Annotated in this window: 19 protein-coding genes; 7 read left to right on the forward strand and 12 right to left on the reverse strand. The window is 63.6% G+C overall.

All coding sequences use genetic code 11. From position 1 onward, the window contains the following. Positions 1-52 precede the first annotated feature (52 nt). The 8 genes from XI03_RS25675 to urtA all read right to left on the reverse strand — a co-directional run bounded on the left by XI03_RS25675 (position 53) and on the right by urtA (position 7,321). Positions 53-358, reverse strand: a complete 306-nt coding sequence (locus XI03_RS25675; RefSeq protein WP_028142086.1) for an urease subunit beta — start codon at positions 356-358, stop codon at positions 53-55. 112 nt (positions 359-470) lie between these two features. Beyond that, positions 471-773, reverse strand: a complete 303-nt coding sequence (locus tag XI03_RS25680) for an urease subunit gamma (protein WP_028142087.1) — start codon at positions 771-773, stop codon at positions 471-473. A gap of 37 nt (positions 774-810) precedes the next feature. Then, the gene (locus tag XI03_RS25685; protein ID WP_271593649.1) at positions 811-1,641 is read right to left on the reverse strand and encodes an urease accessory protein UreD; all 831 of its coding nucleotides are present in this window, start codon (positions 1,639-1,641) and stop codon (positions 811-813) included. A gap of 32 nt (positions 1,642-1,673) precedes the next feature. Continuing rightward, positions 1,674-2,369 carry an urea ABC transporter ATP-binding subunit UrtE gene (gene urtE / locus XI03_RS25690; RefSeq protein WP_038971341.1) on the reverse strand — a complete coding sequence of 232 codons (696 nt, stop codon included), beginning with the start codon at positions 2,367-2,369 and terminating at the stop codon, positions 1,674-1,676. Between the two features lie 3 nt (positions 2,370-2,372). Then, on the reverse strand, positions 2,373-3,134 hold the full coding sequence (urtD, locus tag XI03_RS25695; RefSeq protein WP_018318771.1) for an urea ABC transporter ATP-binding protein UrtD: 762 nt from the start codon (positions 3,132-3,134) through the stop codon (positions 2,373-2,375). 6 nt (positions 3,135-3,140) lie between these two features. After that, positions 3,141-4,310 carry an urea ABC transporter permease subunit UrtC gene (gene urtC, locus XI03_RS25700; protein WP_028142090.1) on the reverse strand — a complete coding sequence of 390 codons (1,170 nt, stop codon included), beginning with the start codon at positions 4,308-4,310 and terminating at the stop codon, positions 3,141-3,143. Further along, entirely contained in the window at positions 4,307-5,914 is a 1,608-nt protein-coding gene (gene urtB, locus XI03_RS25705; RefSeq protein ID WP_028142091.1) for an urea ABC transporter permease subunit UrtB, read from the reverse strand. Before urtB ends, urtC begins: the two co-directional genes overlap by 4 nt. An 84-nt stretch (positions 5,915-5,998) precedes the next feature. Beyond that, entirely contained in the window at positions 5,999-7,321 is a 1,323-nt protein-coding gene (gene urtA, locus XI03_RS25710; protein WP_026202068.1) for an urea ABC transporter substrate-binding protein, read from the reverse strand. A gap of 480 nt (positions 7,322-7,801) precedes the next feature. Here urtA and XI03_RS25715 point away from each other — a divergent pair, with 480 nt between their 5' ends. From XI03_RS25715 to XI03_RS25725, 3 genes are all read left to right on the forward strand, one after another. Next, positions 7,802-9,400, forward strand: coding sequence for a DEAD/DEAH box helicase (locus XI03_RS25715; protein ID WP_271593650.1), 1,599 nt, complete (start codon positions 7,802-7,804; stop codon positions 9,398-9,400). Between the two features lie 23 nt (positions 9,401-9,423). Then, complete coding sequence (infA, locus tag XI03_RS25720; RefSeq protein WP_008131890.1) at positions 9,424-9,711, forward strand: translation initiation factor IF-1; 288 nt, start codon at positions 9,424-9,426, stop codon at positions 9,709-9,711. A gap of 258 nt (positions 9,712-9,969) precedes the next feature. Continuing rightward, complete coding sequence (locus tag XI03_RS25725) at positions 9,970-10,182, forward strand: cold-shock protein (RefSeq protein ID WP_028142093.1); 213 nt, start codon at positions 9,970-9,972, stop codon at positions 10,180-10,182. A 102-nt stretch (positions 10,183-10,284) separates the two neighbouring features. Here the strand turns inward: XI03_RS25725 and XI03_RS25730 are convergent, their stop codons facing one another. The 4 genes from XI03_RS25730 to XI03_RS25745 form a co-directional block, all read right to left on the reverse strand. After that, positions 10,285-10,911: a TadE/TadG family type IV pilus assembly protein gene (locus XI03_RS25730; protein ID WP_271593672.1), complete on the reverse strand. Its 627-nt coding sequence runs from the start codon at positions 10,909-10,911 to the stop codon at positions 10,285-10,287. Between the two features lie 23 nt (positions 10,912-10,934). After that, positions 10,935-11,516, reverse strand: a complete 582-nt coding sequence (locus tag XI03_RS25735) for a TadE/TadG family type IV pilus assembly protein (RefSeq protein WP_271593651.1) — start codon at positions 11,514-11,516, stop codon at positions 10,935-10,937. A gap of 229 nt (positions 11,517-11,745) precedes the next feature. After that, positions 11,746-12,243, reverse strand: coding sequence for a pilus assembly protein N-terminal domain-containing protein (locus XI03_RS25740; RefSeq protein WP_038950036.1), 498 nt, complete (start codon positions 12,241-12,243; stop codon positions 11,746-11,748). Positions 12,244-12,393: 150 nt separating this feature from the next. Further along, positions 12,394-13,221 carry a sterol desaturase family protein gene (locus XI03_RS25745; protein ID WP_028142097.1) on the reverse strand — a complete coding sequence of 276 codons (828 nt, stop codon included), beginning with the start codon at positions 13,219-13,221 and terminating at the stop codon, positions 12,394-12,396. A gap of 269 nt (positions 13,222-13,490) precedes the next feature. Between XI03_RS25745 and XI03_RS25750 the strand changes: the two genes are divergently transcribed. From XI03_RS25750 to cpaB, 4 genes are all read left to right on the forward strand, one after another. After that, on the forward strand, positions 13,491-13,655 hold the full coding sequence (locus XI03_RS25750; RefSeq protein ID WP_007599783.1) for a Flp family type IVb pilin: 165 nt from the start codon (positions 13,491-13,493) through the stop codon (positions 13,653-13,655). 76 nt (positions 13,656-13,731) lie between these two features. Beyond that, on the forward strand, positions 13,732-13,872 hold the full coding sequence (locus XI03_RS25755; protein ID WP_162130992.1) for a hypothetical protein: 141 nt from the start codon (positions 13,732-13,734) through the stop codon (positions 13,870-13,872). A 124-nt stretch (positions 13,873-13,996) separates the two neighbouring features. After that, entirely contained in the window at positions 13,997-14,521 is a 525-nt protein-coding gene (locus tag XI03_RS25760) for an A24 family peptidase (RefSeq protein ID WP_271593652.1), read from the forward strand. 128 nt (positions 14,522-14,649) lie between these two features. After that, entirely contained in the window at positions 14,650-15,447 is a 798-nt protein-coding gene (gene cpaB / locus XI03_RS25765; RefSeq protein ID WP_028142099.1) for a Flp pilus assembly protein CpaB, read from the forward strand. Positions 15,448-15,454 lie beyond the last annotated feature (7 nt).

Here is a 15,454-nt window from a genome sequence, read left to right on the forward strand (position 1 = left end):
AGACCTCCGTTTCCGCCTCAACCGTGCCGCACCGCGCTCGTTCCTGTGGGGTTCACAGCTTCCCCATCACGTCGCCACGAAAACCGTAAATCGTCTTCTTGCCCGCCATGGCCACAAGCTGGACGTCGCGGGTCTGGCCGGGCTCGAAGCGGACGGCGGTGCCGGCGGCGATGTCGAGGCGCATGCCGCGGGACTTCTTGCGGTCGAATTTCAGCGCCGGGTTGGTCTCGAAGAAATGGTAGTGCGAGCCGACCTGGATCGGCCGATCACCGGTATTGGACACCGTCAGCGTCACGGTCTTGCGGCCGGCATTGAGCTCGATCTCGCCGTCCTGGATGAAGAGTTCGCCGGGGATCATTCTATCCTCCTCGTCATTCCGGGGCTCGCGCAGCGAGAAGGCCGGAATCTCGAAACCAAAACCTCTGGATTCCGGGTTCGCCCTGCGGGCGCCCCGGAATGACGAATTCGAATTACCTGATCGGCTCGTGGACGGTGACGAGCTTGGTCCCGTCCGGAAATGTCGCCTCGACCTGGATGTCGTGGATCATCTCGGGAATGCCCGGCATCACCTGGTCGCGGGTGAGGACCTCAGCGCCGGATTGCATCAGCTCGGCGACCGTGCGGCCGTCGCGCGCGCCTTCGAGGATGAAATCGGAAATGATCGCGATCGCCTCGGGATGGTTGAGCTTGACGCCGCGATCCAGCCTTCGGCGGGCCACGATGGCCGCCATCGAGATCAGAAGCTTGTCCTTTTCGCGGGGAGACAGGTTCATGCAGAATCTCTTCCGTTCAACACGTCAATTCGGCCAATCAGTTCAGCCAGAGTCGCGGCAGGGCCGTTCCAGTGCGCGCCAGCACCGTCATCATGTCGACCCGCAACCGCGCCGCATCTTGGGCACAGAACCGGGCCATTGCAAAGCCATTCCACGCCGAGATTCCAACCTCGCCGGAGAATGAGTCCGACGCCTCGCGGATGCGCTCGACCAGGGCCTCGTCGCCGGGCACGATCAGCGCCGTGCCGATCGCGGCACCGCCTTTGGCGACGGCGGATCGCCCAAGTTTTGCGCCGATATTGCCGTCGAGCCTGATGGTCTCGGCGAACACCAGCCTGCCACCACGCCGTAGCCGCCAGCGGTCGACAAACTCACCCTGCTCCATCCGCTCGCCCATGGCAGTGCGGCCGAACACCACGATCTCGCAGAGCAGGAGCGAGGCGGCATCATCAAGCTCGATATCGAAACGGCGGTGGACCCGGGCGCGGTCAAACAGGATGGTCTCTTGCGGCAACCAGGACAGATGCCCACCTGCATCGACCTTCAAGGCAATGCTGAGCTGCGCCGCGGCCCCGGGCGCCCGATAGACCTTTTCAGCGGCGGCGGTCGTCAGCGTCAGGCGCGAGCCTTGGCCCGCCGTGATGTTGATATCGAAACTGTCGCCACCGGCAACGCCGCCTGCCGTGTTGACGAACACGCCGGAGAGCCCCTCGCCTTCCGGCGAGGGAAAGCGCACGCGCAGCGAGCCGGATTCATGCAAGACGCCGCGCCGCGTCACGCCGTCACGCGCATGGACGTTGAAACGCACCGCGCCGCGGGCACGGTTTGCCTCGAAAACCCCTGACGTGACCGAAACGTCGCTGCGCATCCGCCTCCCCCAGCCGGTCGCGACAGAACTTCTTACAGCGCCATCTGGCGGCTGATCTCGCTCGCGTCCAAATTGGCGCGATCGCAGGTGAATTTCACCGCGCCGCGATCCATCACGGCAAAACTGTCGCCGAGTTCGCAGGCAAAGTCGAGATATTGTTCGACCAGCACGATGGCGATGTTGCCGAGGTTGCGCAAATAGGAGATGGCGCGGCCGATGTCCTTGATGATCGAAGGCTGGATGCCCTCGGTCGGCTCGTCGAGGAGCAGCAATTTCGGCCGCATCACCAGCGCGCGACCGATCGCGAGCTGCTGCTGCTGGCCGCCGGAGAGATCGCCACCGCGCCGGCCGAGCATGGATTGCAGCACCGGAAACAGCGAGAACACGTCGTCCGGAATATGCTTGTCCTCGCGCTTGAGCGGACCGAAGCCGGTCTTGAGGTTCTCCTCGACCGTGAGCAGCGGAAAGATCTCGCGGCCCTGCGGCACGAAGGCGATGCCCTTGCGTGCCCGCTCATAGGGCTTCAGGCCGGTGATGTCGCTGCCGTCGAGCACGATCGCGCCCGACGAAATCGGATATTGCCCGACCATGGCGCGCAGGAGCGAGGTCTTGCCGACGCCGTTGCGCCCGAGCACGCAGGTCACCTTTCCCGGCTCGGCCGAGATCGAGACGCCGCGCAGCGCCTGCGCCGCGCCGTAGAACAGATTGATGTCTTTGACTTCAAGCATCGCTCAGCGTCCCAGATAGACTTCAATGACCCGCTCGTTGGACGAGACCTGGTCGATGGTTCCTTCGGCCAGCACGGTGCCTTCGTGCAGACAGGTGACCTTGACGCCGAGCTCGCGCACGAAGGTCATGTCGTGCTCGACCACCATCACGGTGTGGGTCTTGTTGATCTCTTTCAGCAGCTCGGCGGTCAGATGCGTCTCGACGTCGGTCATCCCCGCGACGGGCTCGTCGACGAGGAGCAGTTTTGGGTCCTGCGCCAGTAGCATGCCGATCTCGAGCCACTGCTTCTGGCCGTGGCTGAGGCTGCCGGCAAGGCGGTTGCGGGCCTCGGTGAGACGGATCGTCTCCAGCACCTTGTCGATGCGCTCGGACTCGGCCTTGCTGCCGCGCCAGAACAGCGTGCCCTTGACGCTGTGGTCGACATTGAGCGCGAGCAGGAGGTTGTCCTGCACGGTCTGGCTCTCGAACACGGTCGGTTTCTGGAACTTGCGGCCGATGCCGAGCTCGGCGATGCGGGTCTCGTCCAGCCGCGTCAGATCGGTGACGCCGTCGAACAGCACCGTACCCTCGTCGGGCTTGGTCTTGCCGGTGATGATGTCCATCATCGTGGTCTTGCCGGCGCCGTTCGGGCCGATGATGGCGCGCATCTCGCCGGGCTCGAGCGTCAGCGACAGATTGTTGATGGCGTGGAAACCGTCGAACGAGACGTGCACGCCGTCGAGATAGAGCATCGCGGAGGTTGCGCGGTTGTCCATGACGTTCATTTGCGCCTACTCCGCCATCTTGGGTTCGGTGACGCCGTCCTCGGCCGCAGCGCTCACGGTGGTCGCGGCGTTGCGTTTTTCTTTCGACTGGTCCCACCAGGCGTTGAAGGTGCCGACAATGCCCTTCGGCAGCAGCAGCGTCACCAGGATGAACAATGCGCCCAGCATGAACAGCCAGTACGGCGCGAGCACGCCCGAGGTGAAAAACGTCTTGGCGTAGTTGACGACGACGGCCCCGAGCGCGGCGCCGACCAGCGTGCCGCGGCCGCCGACCGCGACCCAGATCACCGCCTCGATCGAATTGCCGGGCGCGAATTCGCTAGGATTGATGATGCCGACCTGCGGCACGTAGAGCGCGCCGGCGACGCCGGCCATGCAGGCCGACACCGTGAACACGAACAGCTTGTAGGATTCGACGCGGTAGCCGAGGAAGCGCGTGCGCGACTCCGCGTCACGCACCGCGATCAGCACCTTGCCGAGCTTGGAGGAGACGATCGCGCGGCAGATCAGGAAGCCTGCGATCAGTGCCAGACAGCTCAGCGCAAACAGCGCGGCGCGGGTGCCCTCCGCCTGCACGTTGAAGCCCAGGATGTCCTTGAAGTCGGTCAGGCCGTTGTTGCCGCCGAAGCCGAAGTCGTTGCGGAAGAAGGCAAGCAGCAGCGCATAGGTCATCGCCTGGGTGATGATCGACAGATACACGCCGGTGACGCGGGAGCGGAACGCGAGCCACCCGAAGCAGAAGGCGAGCAGGCCGGGCACGAGCAGCACCATCAGCGCCGCGAACCAGAACATGTCGAAGCCGTACCAGGTCCAGGGCAGCTTCGAATAGTTCAGGAACACCATGAAGTCGGGCAGGATCGGATTGCCGTAGACGCCGCGGGTGCCGATTTGCCGCATCAGATACATCCCCATGGCGTAGCCGCCGAGCGCGAAGAAGGCGCCGTGGCCGAGCGAGAGAATGCCGCAATAGCCCCAGATCAAATCGATCGAAAGCGCGAGGATCGCGTAGCAGACATATTTGCCCCAGAGCGCGACCAGATAGGTCGGCACCTGCAGGAACGAGCCCGCGGGCAGCAGCAAATTGGAGAGCGGGATGAGGATGCCGCAGGCCGCGACGACGGCAAGGAAGATCGTCGCGCTGCGGTCCAGCGATCGCGTCAGCATGTGAGGGGTCATGCTTCCACCGCACGGCCCTTGAGCGCGAACAGGCCGCGCGGGCGCTTTTGAATGAACAGGATGATGAGAACCAGGATGGCGATCTTGCCGAGCACGGCGCCGGCGACCGGCTCCAGGAACTTGTTGGCGATGCCGAGCGTGAAGGCGCCGACCAGCGTGCCCCAGAGATTGCCGACGCCGCCGAACACAACGACCATGAAGCTGTCGATGATGTAGCTCTGGCCGAGATTGGGGCTGACATTGTCGATCTGCGACAGCGCCACGCCGGCGATGCCGGCAATGCCGGAGCCGAGCCCGAAGGTCAGCGCGTCGACGCGCGAGGTGGCGATGCCCATCGAGGCCGCCATGCGGCGGTTCTGCGTCACCGCGCGCATCTCGAGGCCGAGCGCCGTGTAGCGCAGCATCGCGAGCAGGATCGCGAACACGGCGAGCGTGAACACGAGGATCCAGAGCCGGTTATAGGTGATGGTGATCTGGCCGAGCTCGAAGGCGCCGCTCATCCAGGAGGGATTGCCGACCTCGCGGTTGGTCGGGCCGAACATGGTGCGCACGGCCTGCTGCAGCACCAGCGACAGGCCCCAGGTCGCGAGCAGCGTCTCCAGCGGACGACCGTAGAGGAAACGGATGATGCTGCGCTCGATCAGCACGCCGATCGCGCCGGCGACGACAAAGGCCAGCGGCACCGCGATCAGCAGCGAATAGTCGAACAGGCCGGGATAGCGGGTGCGGATCACCTCCTGCACCGCGAAGGTGGTGTAGGCCCCGATCATCACCATCTCGCCATGCGCCATGTTGATCACGCCCATCACACCGAAGGTGATGGCGAGCCCGATCGCGGCGAGCAGCAGCACCGAGCCGAGCGAGAGGCCGTACCAGGCGTTCTGCACCATGGACCAGACCGCGAGCGAGTTCTGGATCGAGCCGATCGCGCTCGCGGCAGCCTTGGTCACCGACGCCGGCTGGTCGCCCATGCCTGTGAGCAGGGCCAGTGCCTCCTGGTCGCCGCGCCCCTTGAGGGTGGCCACCGCCTCCAGCTTCTCGACCTCGGTGGCATCAGGCTTGAACAGCAGGATGGCCGCGCGGGCGTCGCCGAGCGCAGCCTTGACGGATCTGTTGGTTTCCTTGGCGAGCGCGGCATCGACCGGCTCGAGCGCGGTCTCCTCATGCGACTTGAAGACGGATTGCGCGGCCTGCAGCCGTGTTCCGACGTCCGGCGACTGGAGCGTCAGGCTGCCGAGAGCTGCGTCGACGCTGCGGCGCAGGCGGTTGTTGAGGCGAACTGCGCTCGCGCTGTCGGGAACGCTGGCCACCGCCTGGCCGGTCGCGGCGTCGATCGACTTGCCGTCGGTACCGGTGACGTAAACCTTCTTGCTGTCAGGGTCGGCCATCAGGCGGCCGTCCTGAAGCGCACTGATGATGGGGAAAGCCAGCGGATTGCCGCTGCTTGCGACCACGCCGATCGCCTCGTCCGTATCGGAATAATCATCGTTGGCGAATTTGGCGACCGCATCCTCGAACGGACCGGCGAGGGCCGGCAGCGCGAACGCGATCAGGAACAACGAGAGCGCAAGCGAGCAGAGGCGCGCGGACAAATGGGCTGGCACTGTGAATGACCCCGGCAGAAATGAGTGGAGAAGGCGGCGGGATCGCCGCCTTCTCCGGGCGTGCTATGGCGTGTCAGATCCGGATCAGGAGCCCGAACCGAGGCACTTGTTGGTCTTGGTGTTGAAGTTGCCGCACTTCTTGCCGACCCAGTCGCCGACCAGGTCCTTGGAGCCGTCGAGCTCCTTCGACCAGGCATCGCCCGCGACGAGACCCGGGGTCTTCCAGACCACGTCGAACTGGCCGTTGCCCTTGATCTCGCCGATGAACACCGGCTTGGTGATGTGGTGGTTCGGCAGCATCTTCGACACGCCGCCGGTCAGGTTCTTGGCTTCGATGCCCGGGAGAGCGTCGATCACCTTGTCCGGATCAGTCGACTTCACCTTCTCGACCGCCTTGACCCACATGTCGAAGCCGATCACGTGCGCTTCCATCGGATCGTTGGTCACGCGCTTCGGGTTCTTGGTGTAGGCCTGCCATGCCTTGATGAACTTCTCGTTCTCCGGCGACTTGATCGACTGGAAGTAGTTCCAGGCGGCAAGATGGCCGACCAGCGGCTTGGTGTCGATGCCGGCGAGCTCTTCTTCACCCACCGAGAACGCGACGACCGGGATGTCCTTCGCCTTGATGCCCTGGTTGCCGAGCTCCTTGTAGAAGGGAACGTTGGCGTCGCCGTTGATGGTCGAGACCACCGCGGTCTTCTTGCCGGCCGAGCCGAACTTCTTGATGTCGGCCACGATCGTCTGCCAGTCGGAGTGACCGAACGGCGTGTAGTTGATCATGATGTCTTCCTGGGCGACACCCTTCGACTTCAGATAGGCTTCCAGGATCTTGTTGGTGGTGCGCGGATAGACGTAGTCGGTGCCCGCGAGCACCCAGCGCTTCACCTTCTCGTCCTTCATCAGGTAATCGACGGCGGGGATCGCCTGCTGGTTCGGTGCCGCCCCCGTGTAGAACACGTTGCGCTCGCTCTCCTCACCCTCGTACTGCACGGGGTAGAACAGGATGTTGTTCAGCTCCTTGAAGACGGGCAGCACCGACTTGCGCGACACCGAGGTCCAGCAGCCGAACACGACCGAGACCTTGTCCTTGGTGATCAGCTCGCGCGCCTTTTCGGCGAACAGCGGCCAGTTCGACGCGGGGTCGACGACGACGGCCTCGAGCTTCTTGCCGAGAACGCCGCCCTTCTTGTTCTGCTCGTCGATCAGGAAAAGGATGGTGTCCTTCAGCGTGGTTTCGCTGATGGCCATGGTGCCGGAAAGGGAGTGCAGCACGCCGACCTTGATGGTGTCATCCGCGGCCTTCGCGCCAGTCAATGAAGCCAGACCGAGCACCAGTCCGGCGGTCGCGGCGAGCACGCCGCGGCGGCTAAATGACGCCGCTATATCGTGAGTGGATTTGCTAAACATGAGTGTCTCATCTCCCTGACGCAGACGTGAAAAACGCTGCGAAACGGCCCCACGGCCGCCTGCGATTAACGGATTCGCAAGAACCATGCCATGGACCGGGCACCTTCCAACCAATTGGTTTTGCTAACAAAACTGGCCGAAATCAAAGTATCCCGACCTCGAGACAGCCTAAAAATTGAGCCATCCAAATGTATGCCAAAGCGGCAGGCTGGTCATTTTCTGAGCAAAATGGCCGTTCTGGCTAAATTTCCGGCATAACTATTTCTGCACCGCAATCGCCATTTTGAGCGAGCTTGCCTTGAAAGCGCCCCCTCGATGTTCCATATAAGCGGCCGAGACCTCTTGCGAATCAAGGGGTCGTTGCGAGCCGCGTGTTCTTAAGCCCTTACGGGCCTCTGGCTTGCCCCATATCTCCCAAGCCATCCGACACCCCAAACACGCAGGTGTCTTCTCGACACCCTTTTGCGTGCGCCGCGCTGAATGCGCCGGGCGCCCGCTTTTGACATGGAAAGAACCCCTCTTTTGACTTCGTTTCAGGACTTCGGCCTCGCCGAACCCATCGCGCGCGCTCTTCAAGAAGAGAATTACGTCACCCCCACCCCCATCCAGGCCCAGACCATTCCCACGGCGCTGACCGGCCGCGACGTCGTCGGTATCGCCCAGACCGGTACCGGCAAGACCGCGTCCTTCGCACTGCCGATCCTGCACCGCCTGCTCGAGCACCGTATCAAGCCGCAGCCCAAGACGACCCGCGTCCTGGTGTTGTCGCCGACCCGCGAGTTGTCCGGCCAGATCCTCGACAGCTTTAACGCCTATGGCCGTCACATCCGCCTGTCCTCGACGCTCGCCATCGGCGGCGTTCCGATGGGCCGTCAGGTCCGCTCGCTGATGCAGGGCGTCGAAGTGCTGGTCGCCACCCCCGGCCGCCTGCTCGACCTCGTGCAGAGCAACGGGCTGAAACTGTCGAGCGTCGAGTTCCTCGTGCTCGACGAGGCCGACCGCATGCTCGACATGGGCTTCATCAACGACATCCGCAAAATCGTCGCCAAGCTGCCGATCAAGCGGCAGACGCTGTTCTTCTCGGCCACCATGCCGAAGGACATCGCCGAGCTGGCGAACGCGATGCTGCGGGACCCCGCCCGCGTCGCGGTGACCCCGGTCTCCTCGACCGCCGAGCGCATCAATCAACGCATCGTCCAGGTCGATTTCTCCGCCAAGCCCGCCTTCCTGACCAAGCTTCTGAAGGACGAGCCGGTCAACCGCGCCCTGGTCTTCACCCGCACCAAGCACGGCGCGGACAAGGTGGTGAAGTCGCTCGAGAAGGCCGGCATCCCCGCCAGCGCCATCCACGGTAACAAGTCGCAGAACCATCGCGAACGGACGCTGGCCCAGTTCCGCTCGGGCGAGATCCGCACCCTGGTCGCCACCGACATCGCCGCCCGCGGCATCGACGTCGACGGCATCAGCCACGTCATCAATTTCGACCTGCCCAACGTGCCGGAAACCTACGTCCACCGCATCGGCCGCACCGCGCGCGCCGGCGCCGACGGCACCGCGATCTCGCTGGTCGCGGGCGGCGAGGAACTCAGCTATCTCCGTGACATCGAACGGCTGATCAAGGTGGCATTGCCGCGCGAAGATCTCCGCACCGACGCCGGCCGCCGCGATGCGGGTCCTCCCGCGCCGCAGCAACGACAGGGCCGCGGAGGCCGCCCGGGCCAACGTCCGCAAGGCGCAAGGCATGGCGAGGGACGCCACGGTGACGGGCGTCGCAGCGACGAACGACATTCCGACGGACGCCACCATAGCGCCGGCAAGCACGGCGATGGACGCCCCGGTGAAGGCCGACATGGCGGCGAAGCGCGACATGCTGACGGGCGGCCCGGCAATGGCCCGAAGGGCCCAAAGGGGTCTCGCCGTCCACGCTCTGGCGGGAAGACGCATTCTTCTGCAGGCAGTCGTCCAGAACAGCGTTCCGCGCATAGCGCCGGGGCAGCTGATGGGATACAAGGCGTTGCCTTTTTGCGCCGTGAGAGTCGGCCGAACGGCCAACCGAACCGCAAACCCTATTCGCACTAGCCGTCCACGACCTGGAGAAATTCATGGCTAAGGAAGAGCTGATCCAGTTCGAAGGACTGGTCACCGAAATCCTCCCCGACGCACGCTATCGCGTGCAGCTCGACGCCGGACACGAGATCGTCGCCTATACCGCCGGCAAGATGAAGAAGAACCGCATCAAGACGCTGGCCGGCGACCGCGTGACGGTGGAGATGTCGCCCTATGACCTCGAGAAGGGCCGGCTGATTTTCCGCCACAAGGACGAGCGTCCCAGCGGGGTGGGTGGACCGCCTCGCCCGGGCCAGCGCGGCGGCCAGTTCCGCCGTCGCTAGGCGCTTGAGCGCGGAAGTAAGATTCCGACCTTTATGTGGATCCGCCGCGGACATCGCGGCGGATCAAAAAATCGTGCATGTCCGGATTGTTTTGAGGCCTCAATTCCGATAAAATGAATTTATCGATTTTCGGCCGGACGACATTAGCATCCACCGGTACAGCCGGTTCAGACACGCTGACGACCCTTCCAAAATTCGATCTAACCGGCCTGCGCAAGCAGGCTCTAACATTGTGTTATCTGAGAAGGGACTATCCCCGTGAGCATGGGAACCGTGAAGTGGTTTAACGCGACCAAGGGCTTCGGCTTCATTCAGCCCGACGACGGCGGCCAGGACGTGTTCGTCCACATCAGCGCTGTGGAGCGTGCGGGCCTCGGCACGCTGCGTGAAGGCCAGAAGCTTTCCTACGAGATCGTGGCCGACCGCCGTTCCGGCAAGTCGGCAGCGGACAACCTCCGCTCCGAAGGCTGAGCCCGCCGGGCGCTTGGCCCGACCGGCTCGCGCAAGCCAAAGAAAGCAAGAAGGCCGTGCGCAACGCACGGCCTTTTTCATTTTAGCGCCTGCTCGCCGATGTCAGCACGTCGTTTGGTTGTTGTTATCTGGGTAGGGATAGGGGACGCAGGCGACCTGACGCGGCCGGGTGTAGGACACATCGCTCAAGGGTATGCTCGACTTCAACACATAGCCTACGGAAGGCGTGTAAGTGTAGCTTGCCTCGCTGAGTATGAGGTAGGTCGACGGAATCAACAGCGACGCAGGAATCATGCTGGTGACCTTGTCGCCCGGCTTGCGGGCCGAGGTCGCCAGCGTCGCTTGCGTCGCACCGCTCGCAATGGTGCCGGCCCTGCTCCACTGGATCGTGGCGATGCTGTTGGCATCGATCTGGATCTGGGAGACCGTGCCCTTCACCAGGGTAGCGTCGTAGGGCATGATGACCGAGATGCTCGCCGTGAACGTATCCTTCATGTCGGCATCGGTGAGCTTGACCGACTGCGATGCCAAATCGGACAGAGCCCGCGCGATCAATGTGACCTTGCGATCTATCGCCACGGCCGACGAAAATTCGACGGTGCCGAAGAACATCACCAGCATCAGCGGAACGATGACCGCAAATTCGGTCGCCGCGAGCGCGCGCTTGTCGGCGACGAAGTCGCGCACGGAACAACATCCATTCCGCCAGATATTCGCAATCGCCTGCATCGGTCCGCTCGGATCCATCTGTCTCAGAAGGGTTCGTTCTTGAAGGCCGTGGTCGCCACCATCAGCCGTTTGTTGCTGCACCCGATATTGTAACCGAGGCCGGTGACGATGAGCGGCCACTGATAGAACAGCCGCACCACGACCACCTGGCCGGAGGTCCCGGCACTGTACTGCATGCCGGTCGGGTTGAAATTGCAGGAATCGCCGTAGTTCGTCAGGCTTAGTGCCCCGAAGGAGCTGGTGCTCACGACGTCGACGAAGAGTTTGCTGCAATCAAACAGTGCCGGGATCTGCGTGCACACATAGGCCTTGAACGTCGTCTGGTCGCACGCCATGACCACGTTGGGCGTGGTCTGACAGGCCGCCACCGAACCGCCCTGCGCTTGCGCCTGGCCGGTCAGAATCGCGCGCGCGGAATTTTGCGAGATGGTCTCGAGCACCTGGCTCGCGAAGAACATGAGCGCCGTTTCGATGATGGCGAACAGCAGCCCGAAGAACATCGGCGCGACCAGGGCGAACTCGACGGCCGCGGAACCGCGGCGGTTGCCGCAAAACCGGCCCAGCGCTTTCCGGAGTGTGAACCTCGTAGGTGCAGGCGATGGCATCGCGTCAAATTCCCCAGCAACGGGCGATCAACTGTCCCGTTCAATAGCGGAAACTGATTGTTTAAGTGTTTCAGGCGATCCGCAGCCGGCGGACCGCGCCGTTAAGAATGCGTTAACCAGCAGCGCCCCGAGCCCACGGAAAGCGCGGCGGGCGCGCAGAGCCCTCTGGCTCGCATCTGCAAAGCGGTCTGCCAGGATACTGTCCGGGCAAACCCGCCGATCGGTGCCGCTAGTTGGACTTGGGCGGACCGCCACCACCACCGCTGGCGCTGGCGCTCAGCGAGCCGGCCTGGCTCATCGTGTTGTTAAAGTAGGTGTCGCTGTCGCCGAGCGTCACGCGACGCTGGCAAAGCGGCACGCAGCTGTAGGACTCGCGCTCGATCCCGCGATAGACGGTGACGAGCCGGTCGCTCGGACCTTCGACCTGGATCTGGCGATCGACCAGAATCTCGCCGGCCCGGTCGAGCGCGATGAAATTGGTGGCACCATAGCCCTTGCCGGTCACGACGATCATGCCGCCGGGCTGGAGCGTGACGTCGGCGATCAGGGGATTGCCGACCACGATGGTCGCCACCTTGCCGGGCAGCCGCACCAGCTTGGCCTGGTCGACATTGACAGCGATGGTGTCGGCGGTGGGGTCGGCAAGGCCGGCAGCCGGCGATGCCAGCACCGCGGCCGCAACCAGAAGACAAACGCGCGCCCGACGGCGCAGCAATTCTTTACGCATACTCTTACCCCCGGGACGTCACAAACCGGCAGAAGCGACTCGATACAACAGAGCCAGTGCCCGACCCGGCTAACCTGCCCTTAATTCGTGAACGTTCCGCAAACTCGCCGACTATTGTTTGAACAGACTGGCGTTTTACCGCCTTCGAGGCTAGCGGCGGAATGGATAGGCGAACTGGCCCGCGATCTCCTTCGGCATGGTCGCTTCGTCCTTGCCGTAATCCTGCGGCAGTTTACCTTCGGGCATACGGAAGGTGCCGAACAGAACATCCCAGATCGGGAACGTGCCGGCAAAATTGGTGTCGCCGCCCTCCTCGAGCGAGGTGTGGTGCCAGCGGTGGAACACCGGCGTCGCCAGCAAATATCTGAACGGCCCGAAGCTCCAGTTCAGGTTGGCGTGCACGAAGGCCGAATGGAAGGTCGTGAACGGAGCGAGCCAGACCATCGCGTTGGGGGAAATGCCGGCCATCAGCAGCACGACGTCGACGCCGATGGTGCCGAGCACGAGATTGACGGGATGGAAGCGGGCCGCCGAAATCCAGCTTATCTCCTCCGAGGAGTGATGGATCGCGTGGTACTTCCAGAACCCGCCGCCGTGGAACAGCCGGTGCAGCCAGTACAGCATGAAGTCGGACAGGACCAGGAACAATACGGCCTGGACCCAGAGCGGCATCAACGACAGCGGGCCGTGGCCATTGTCGTAGAAGGCGATGAGTTCGTCTGCGTCGTGGATGTTGAAGACGAGGCTCGCGCCGACGATCAGAAGTCCGATCCGCATGGTGCGGGCGAACACCGGAACGAAGAACCAGTAGCAGATGTCGGTGACGATCTCGCGCTTGCGCCACCACGGCGCGCCGGCATTGCAGGCCCAGAAATGCTCGAGCACGGTGAAGACCGCCGCGAGTGCGAAGGTGACGGGGATCACCTTGACGATGGTCTCGCCGAGCATCAGGGCGACTTGCATGGGCAGGCTCGACATCGTCGCCTCTCTTGCGAATTCCAGCTCTGTTACGCCTACGCCGCTAAATTTAAGGGAGCGTGAAGCCGGTGCTGCGCCGACGGTACATCTGGAACCGGAACGAATTACAGGCGCCGCCTTAAGACGAAATTCACTCTGGGCCAAAGCATCGCGCAGCAAGCGGGTTTGCCCGATCGAATTAACTCTACCGAAAGAGCTCGGCTCTCATGGTCATCGGGTCAAAGACGGCGCCGAACGAGGCGATCCCCACCCCAGATGGAGTTATGTTCATGAAGAACTTGATTGCACGTTTCGCGAAGGATGAATCCGGCGCCACCGCCATCGAATACGGTCTGATCGCCGCCGGCATCGCGCTGGCCATCATCACCGTCGTCAACAACCTCGGCACCACGCTGAACGCCAAGTTCACCTCGATCAGCAGCTCGCTGAAGTAAGCGACCGACGAACGACGGCAAAAGCCCCGGATCTCCGGGGCCTTTGTTTTTCCGAAGACGGCGAGTTCCAGTGGCGTTGCGTAAGTACAGAACCGATGCCGCGATCGCGGCAAACGAGACGGCGGCGGCTCAGGCCGGCTCGCCGGTCTATTGGGTCTGCCTTGCGCTGCTGCTTGCGACGGCCGCGCTCGCCGTGCGCATTGCCAGCCTCTGGTAATGACGCGTTCCGCGGTTTCAGCCGCGTGGGTCGCTTGCTGCCGTTGTCGGTTTGTTTAGCACTGCCGGCTAGCATCGCCCGACGCCCAGTTCCCGCGGCAAACCCCAGGCATCAAGACGCAGCCATGATCCTCGACCTTGCGCGCCTTCTGCTCTTCCCGGCCCTGATGGCGTTTGCTGCCGCGAGCGATCTCTTCACGATGACGATCTCGAACCGCGTGTCGCTGGCGCTGGTCGCCGGCTTCTTCGCACTTTCCCTCGCCGGTGGCATGGCACCTTACGAGATGCTCAGTCATGTCGGCGCCGGCGCGCTTCTTTTGGTCATCGCCTTCACCTGTTTTGCGATGGGCTGGGTCGGCGGCGGCGACGCCAAGGTCGCGGCCTCCGTCGCACTCTGGTTCGGCTTCGCACAACTGATGAACTTCCTGCTCTACGCCTCGCTGTTCGGCGGGGCGCTGACGCTGCTCCTGCTCCAGTTCCGGCAATGGCCGCTGCCCTACGGGCTGGCGGGCCAGGCCTGGCTCGCCCGGCTGCATGCCAAGGAGAGCGGCATCCCCTACGGCATCGCGCTCGCACTGAGTGCGCTGATGGTCTACCCGGAGACCGAATGGGTGAAGGCGATTGATCTCGCTCACCTCGCGCTGCGCTGAACGCACCGGGTAAACCCGGCGTTAAGGCGATTTAGATACGCCTCATTAACCATGCTTTGACGAATAGCTGGTCAACTGCCGATTACGGCGGCGTCAGCGTCGCGGCGTTTTGTTGGAAAGTGAAGCGTATGAATAGGGCACGCATTGTCGTCCTGGCGGTCGCCATCTGCGCCGGCGGTGTCGCCGCGTACCTGGCGAGCGGCTCGGACAATTCTGCGCCGCCTCCGGCGCCGGTCGCGCAGCTTCCGACCGTCGACGTCCTCGTGGCCAAGAACGACATCGGCCTCGGCCAGACCGTGAAGCCGGAAGATCTGCAATGGCAGACCTGGCCGGCCGCGACCGCCAGCGCCACCTTCATCCGCCGCAACGAGCGTCCCGAGGGCGTGACCCAGGTGACCGGTTCGATCGCGCGCGCCCCCTTCATTCAGGGTGAGCCGATCCGCGACCAGAAGCTGGTCAAGGCCGAGGGCTCCGGATTCATGGCGGCCATCCTGCCCAGCGGCATGCGGGCCATCTCGACCGAAATCTCGCCGGAGACCGGCGCAGGCGGCTTCATCCTGCCCAATGACCGCGTCGACGTCCTGCTCACGCGCCGCCTCAAGAACCCGGACCAGGCCTCCGGGGGCCAGGACGTCGTCACGTCCGAGATCATCCTGGTCAATGTGCGCGTCCTCGCCATCGACCAGGCCCCGAAGGAGAAGGACGGCCAGAACGCCGTGGTCGGCAAGACCGTGACCCTGGAACTCACTTCCGCACAGACCCAGGCGCTTTCTTCGGCCCGTCAGGCCGGAACGCTCTCGCTGGCGCTGCGCAGCATTGCCGACGTCAAGATGAGCGAGATCACGCTCGACGAATCCGCCCAGAAGCGCGACGGCGTCTCGATCATTCGCTACGGCATTCCGAGCTCGACGGCGAAAGCACGATGAGGACAGG

It is taken from the genome of Bradyrhizobium sp. CCBAU 65884 (assembly GCF_028128835.1).
Taxonomy (GTDB): Bacteria; Pseudomonadota; Alphaproteobacteria; order Rhizobiales; family Xanthobacteraceae; genus Bradyrhizobium; species Bradyrhizobium ottawaense.

Bases quoted from the DNA above. Each gene is read 5' to 3' on its own strand.
- XI03_RS25675 (WP_028142086.1), bottom strand. From the start codon at position 358: ATGATCCCCGGCGAACTCTTCATCCAGGACGGCGAGATCGAGCTCAAT.
- XI03_RS25680 (WP_028142087.1), bottom strand. From the start codon at position 773: ATGAACCTGTCTCCCCGCGAAAAGGACAAGCTTCTGATCTCGATGGCG.
- XI03_RS25685 (WP_271593649.1), bottom strand. From the start codon at position 1,641: ATGCGCAGCGACGTTTCGGTCACGTCAGGGGTTTTCGAGGCAAACCGT.
- urtE (WP_038971341.1), bottom strand. From the start codon at position 2,369: ATGCTTGAAGTCAAAGACATCAATCTGTTCTACGGCGCGGCGCAGGCG.
- urtD (WP_018318771.1), bottom strand. From the start codon at position 3,134: ATGAACGTCATGGACAACCGCGCAACCTCCGCGATGCTCTATCTCGAC.
- urtC (WP_028142090.1), bottom strand. From the start codon at position 4,310: ATGACCCCTCACATGCTGACGCGATCGCTGGACCGCAGCGCGACGATC.
- urtA (WP_026202068.1), bottom strand. From the start codon at position 7,321: ATGTTTAGCAAATCCACTCACGATATAGCGGCGTCATTTAGCCGCCGC.
- XI03_RS25715 (WP_271593650.1), top strand. From the start codon at position 7,802: ATGCGCCGGGCGCCCGCTTTTGACATGGAAAGAACCCCTCTTTTGACT.
- infA (WP_008131890.1), top strand. From the start codon at position 9,424: ATGGCTAAGGAAGAGCTGATCCAGTTCGAAGGACTGGTCACCGAAATC.
- XI03_RS25730 (WP_271593672.1), bottom strand. From the start codon at position 10,911: ATGCAGGCGATTGCGAATATCTGGCGGAATGGATGTTGTTCCGTGCGC.
- XI03_RS25735 (WP_271593651.1), bottom strand. From the start codon at position 11,516: ATGCCATCGCCTGCACCTACGAGGTTCACACTCCGGAAAGCGCTGGGC.
- XI03_RS25740 (WP_038950036.1), bottom strand. From the start codon at position 12,243: ATGCGTAAAGAATTGCTGCGCCGTCGGGCGCGCGTTTGTCTTCTGGTT.
- XI03_RS25745 (WP_028142097.1), bottom strand. From the start codon at position 13,221: ATGTCGAGCCTGCCCATGCAAGTCGCCCTGATGCTCGGCGAGACCATC.
- XI03_RS25750 (WP_007599783.1), top strand. From the start codon at position 13,491: ATGAAGAACTTGATTGCACGTTTCGCGAAGGATGAATCCGGCGCCACC.
- XI03_RS25760 (WP_271593652.1), top strand. From the start codon at position 13,997: ATGATCCTCGACCTTGCGCGCCTTCTGCTCTTCCCGGCCCTGATGGCG.
- cpaB (WP_028142099.1), top strand. From the start codon at position 14,650: ATGAATAGGGCACGCATTGTCGTCCTGGCGGTCGCCATCTGCGCCGGC.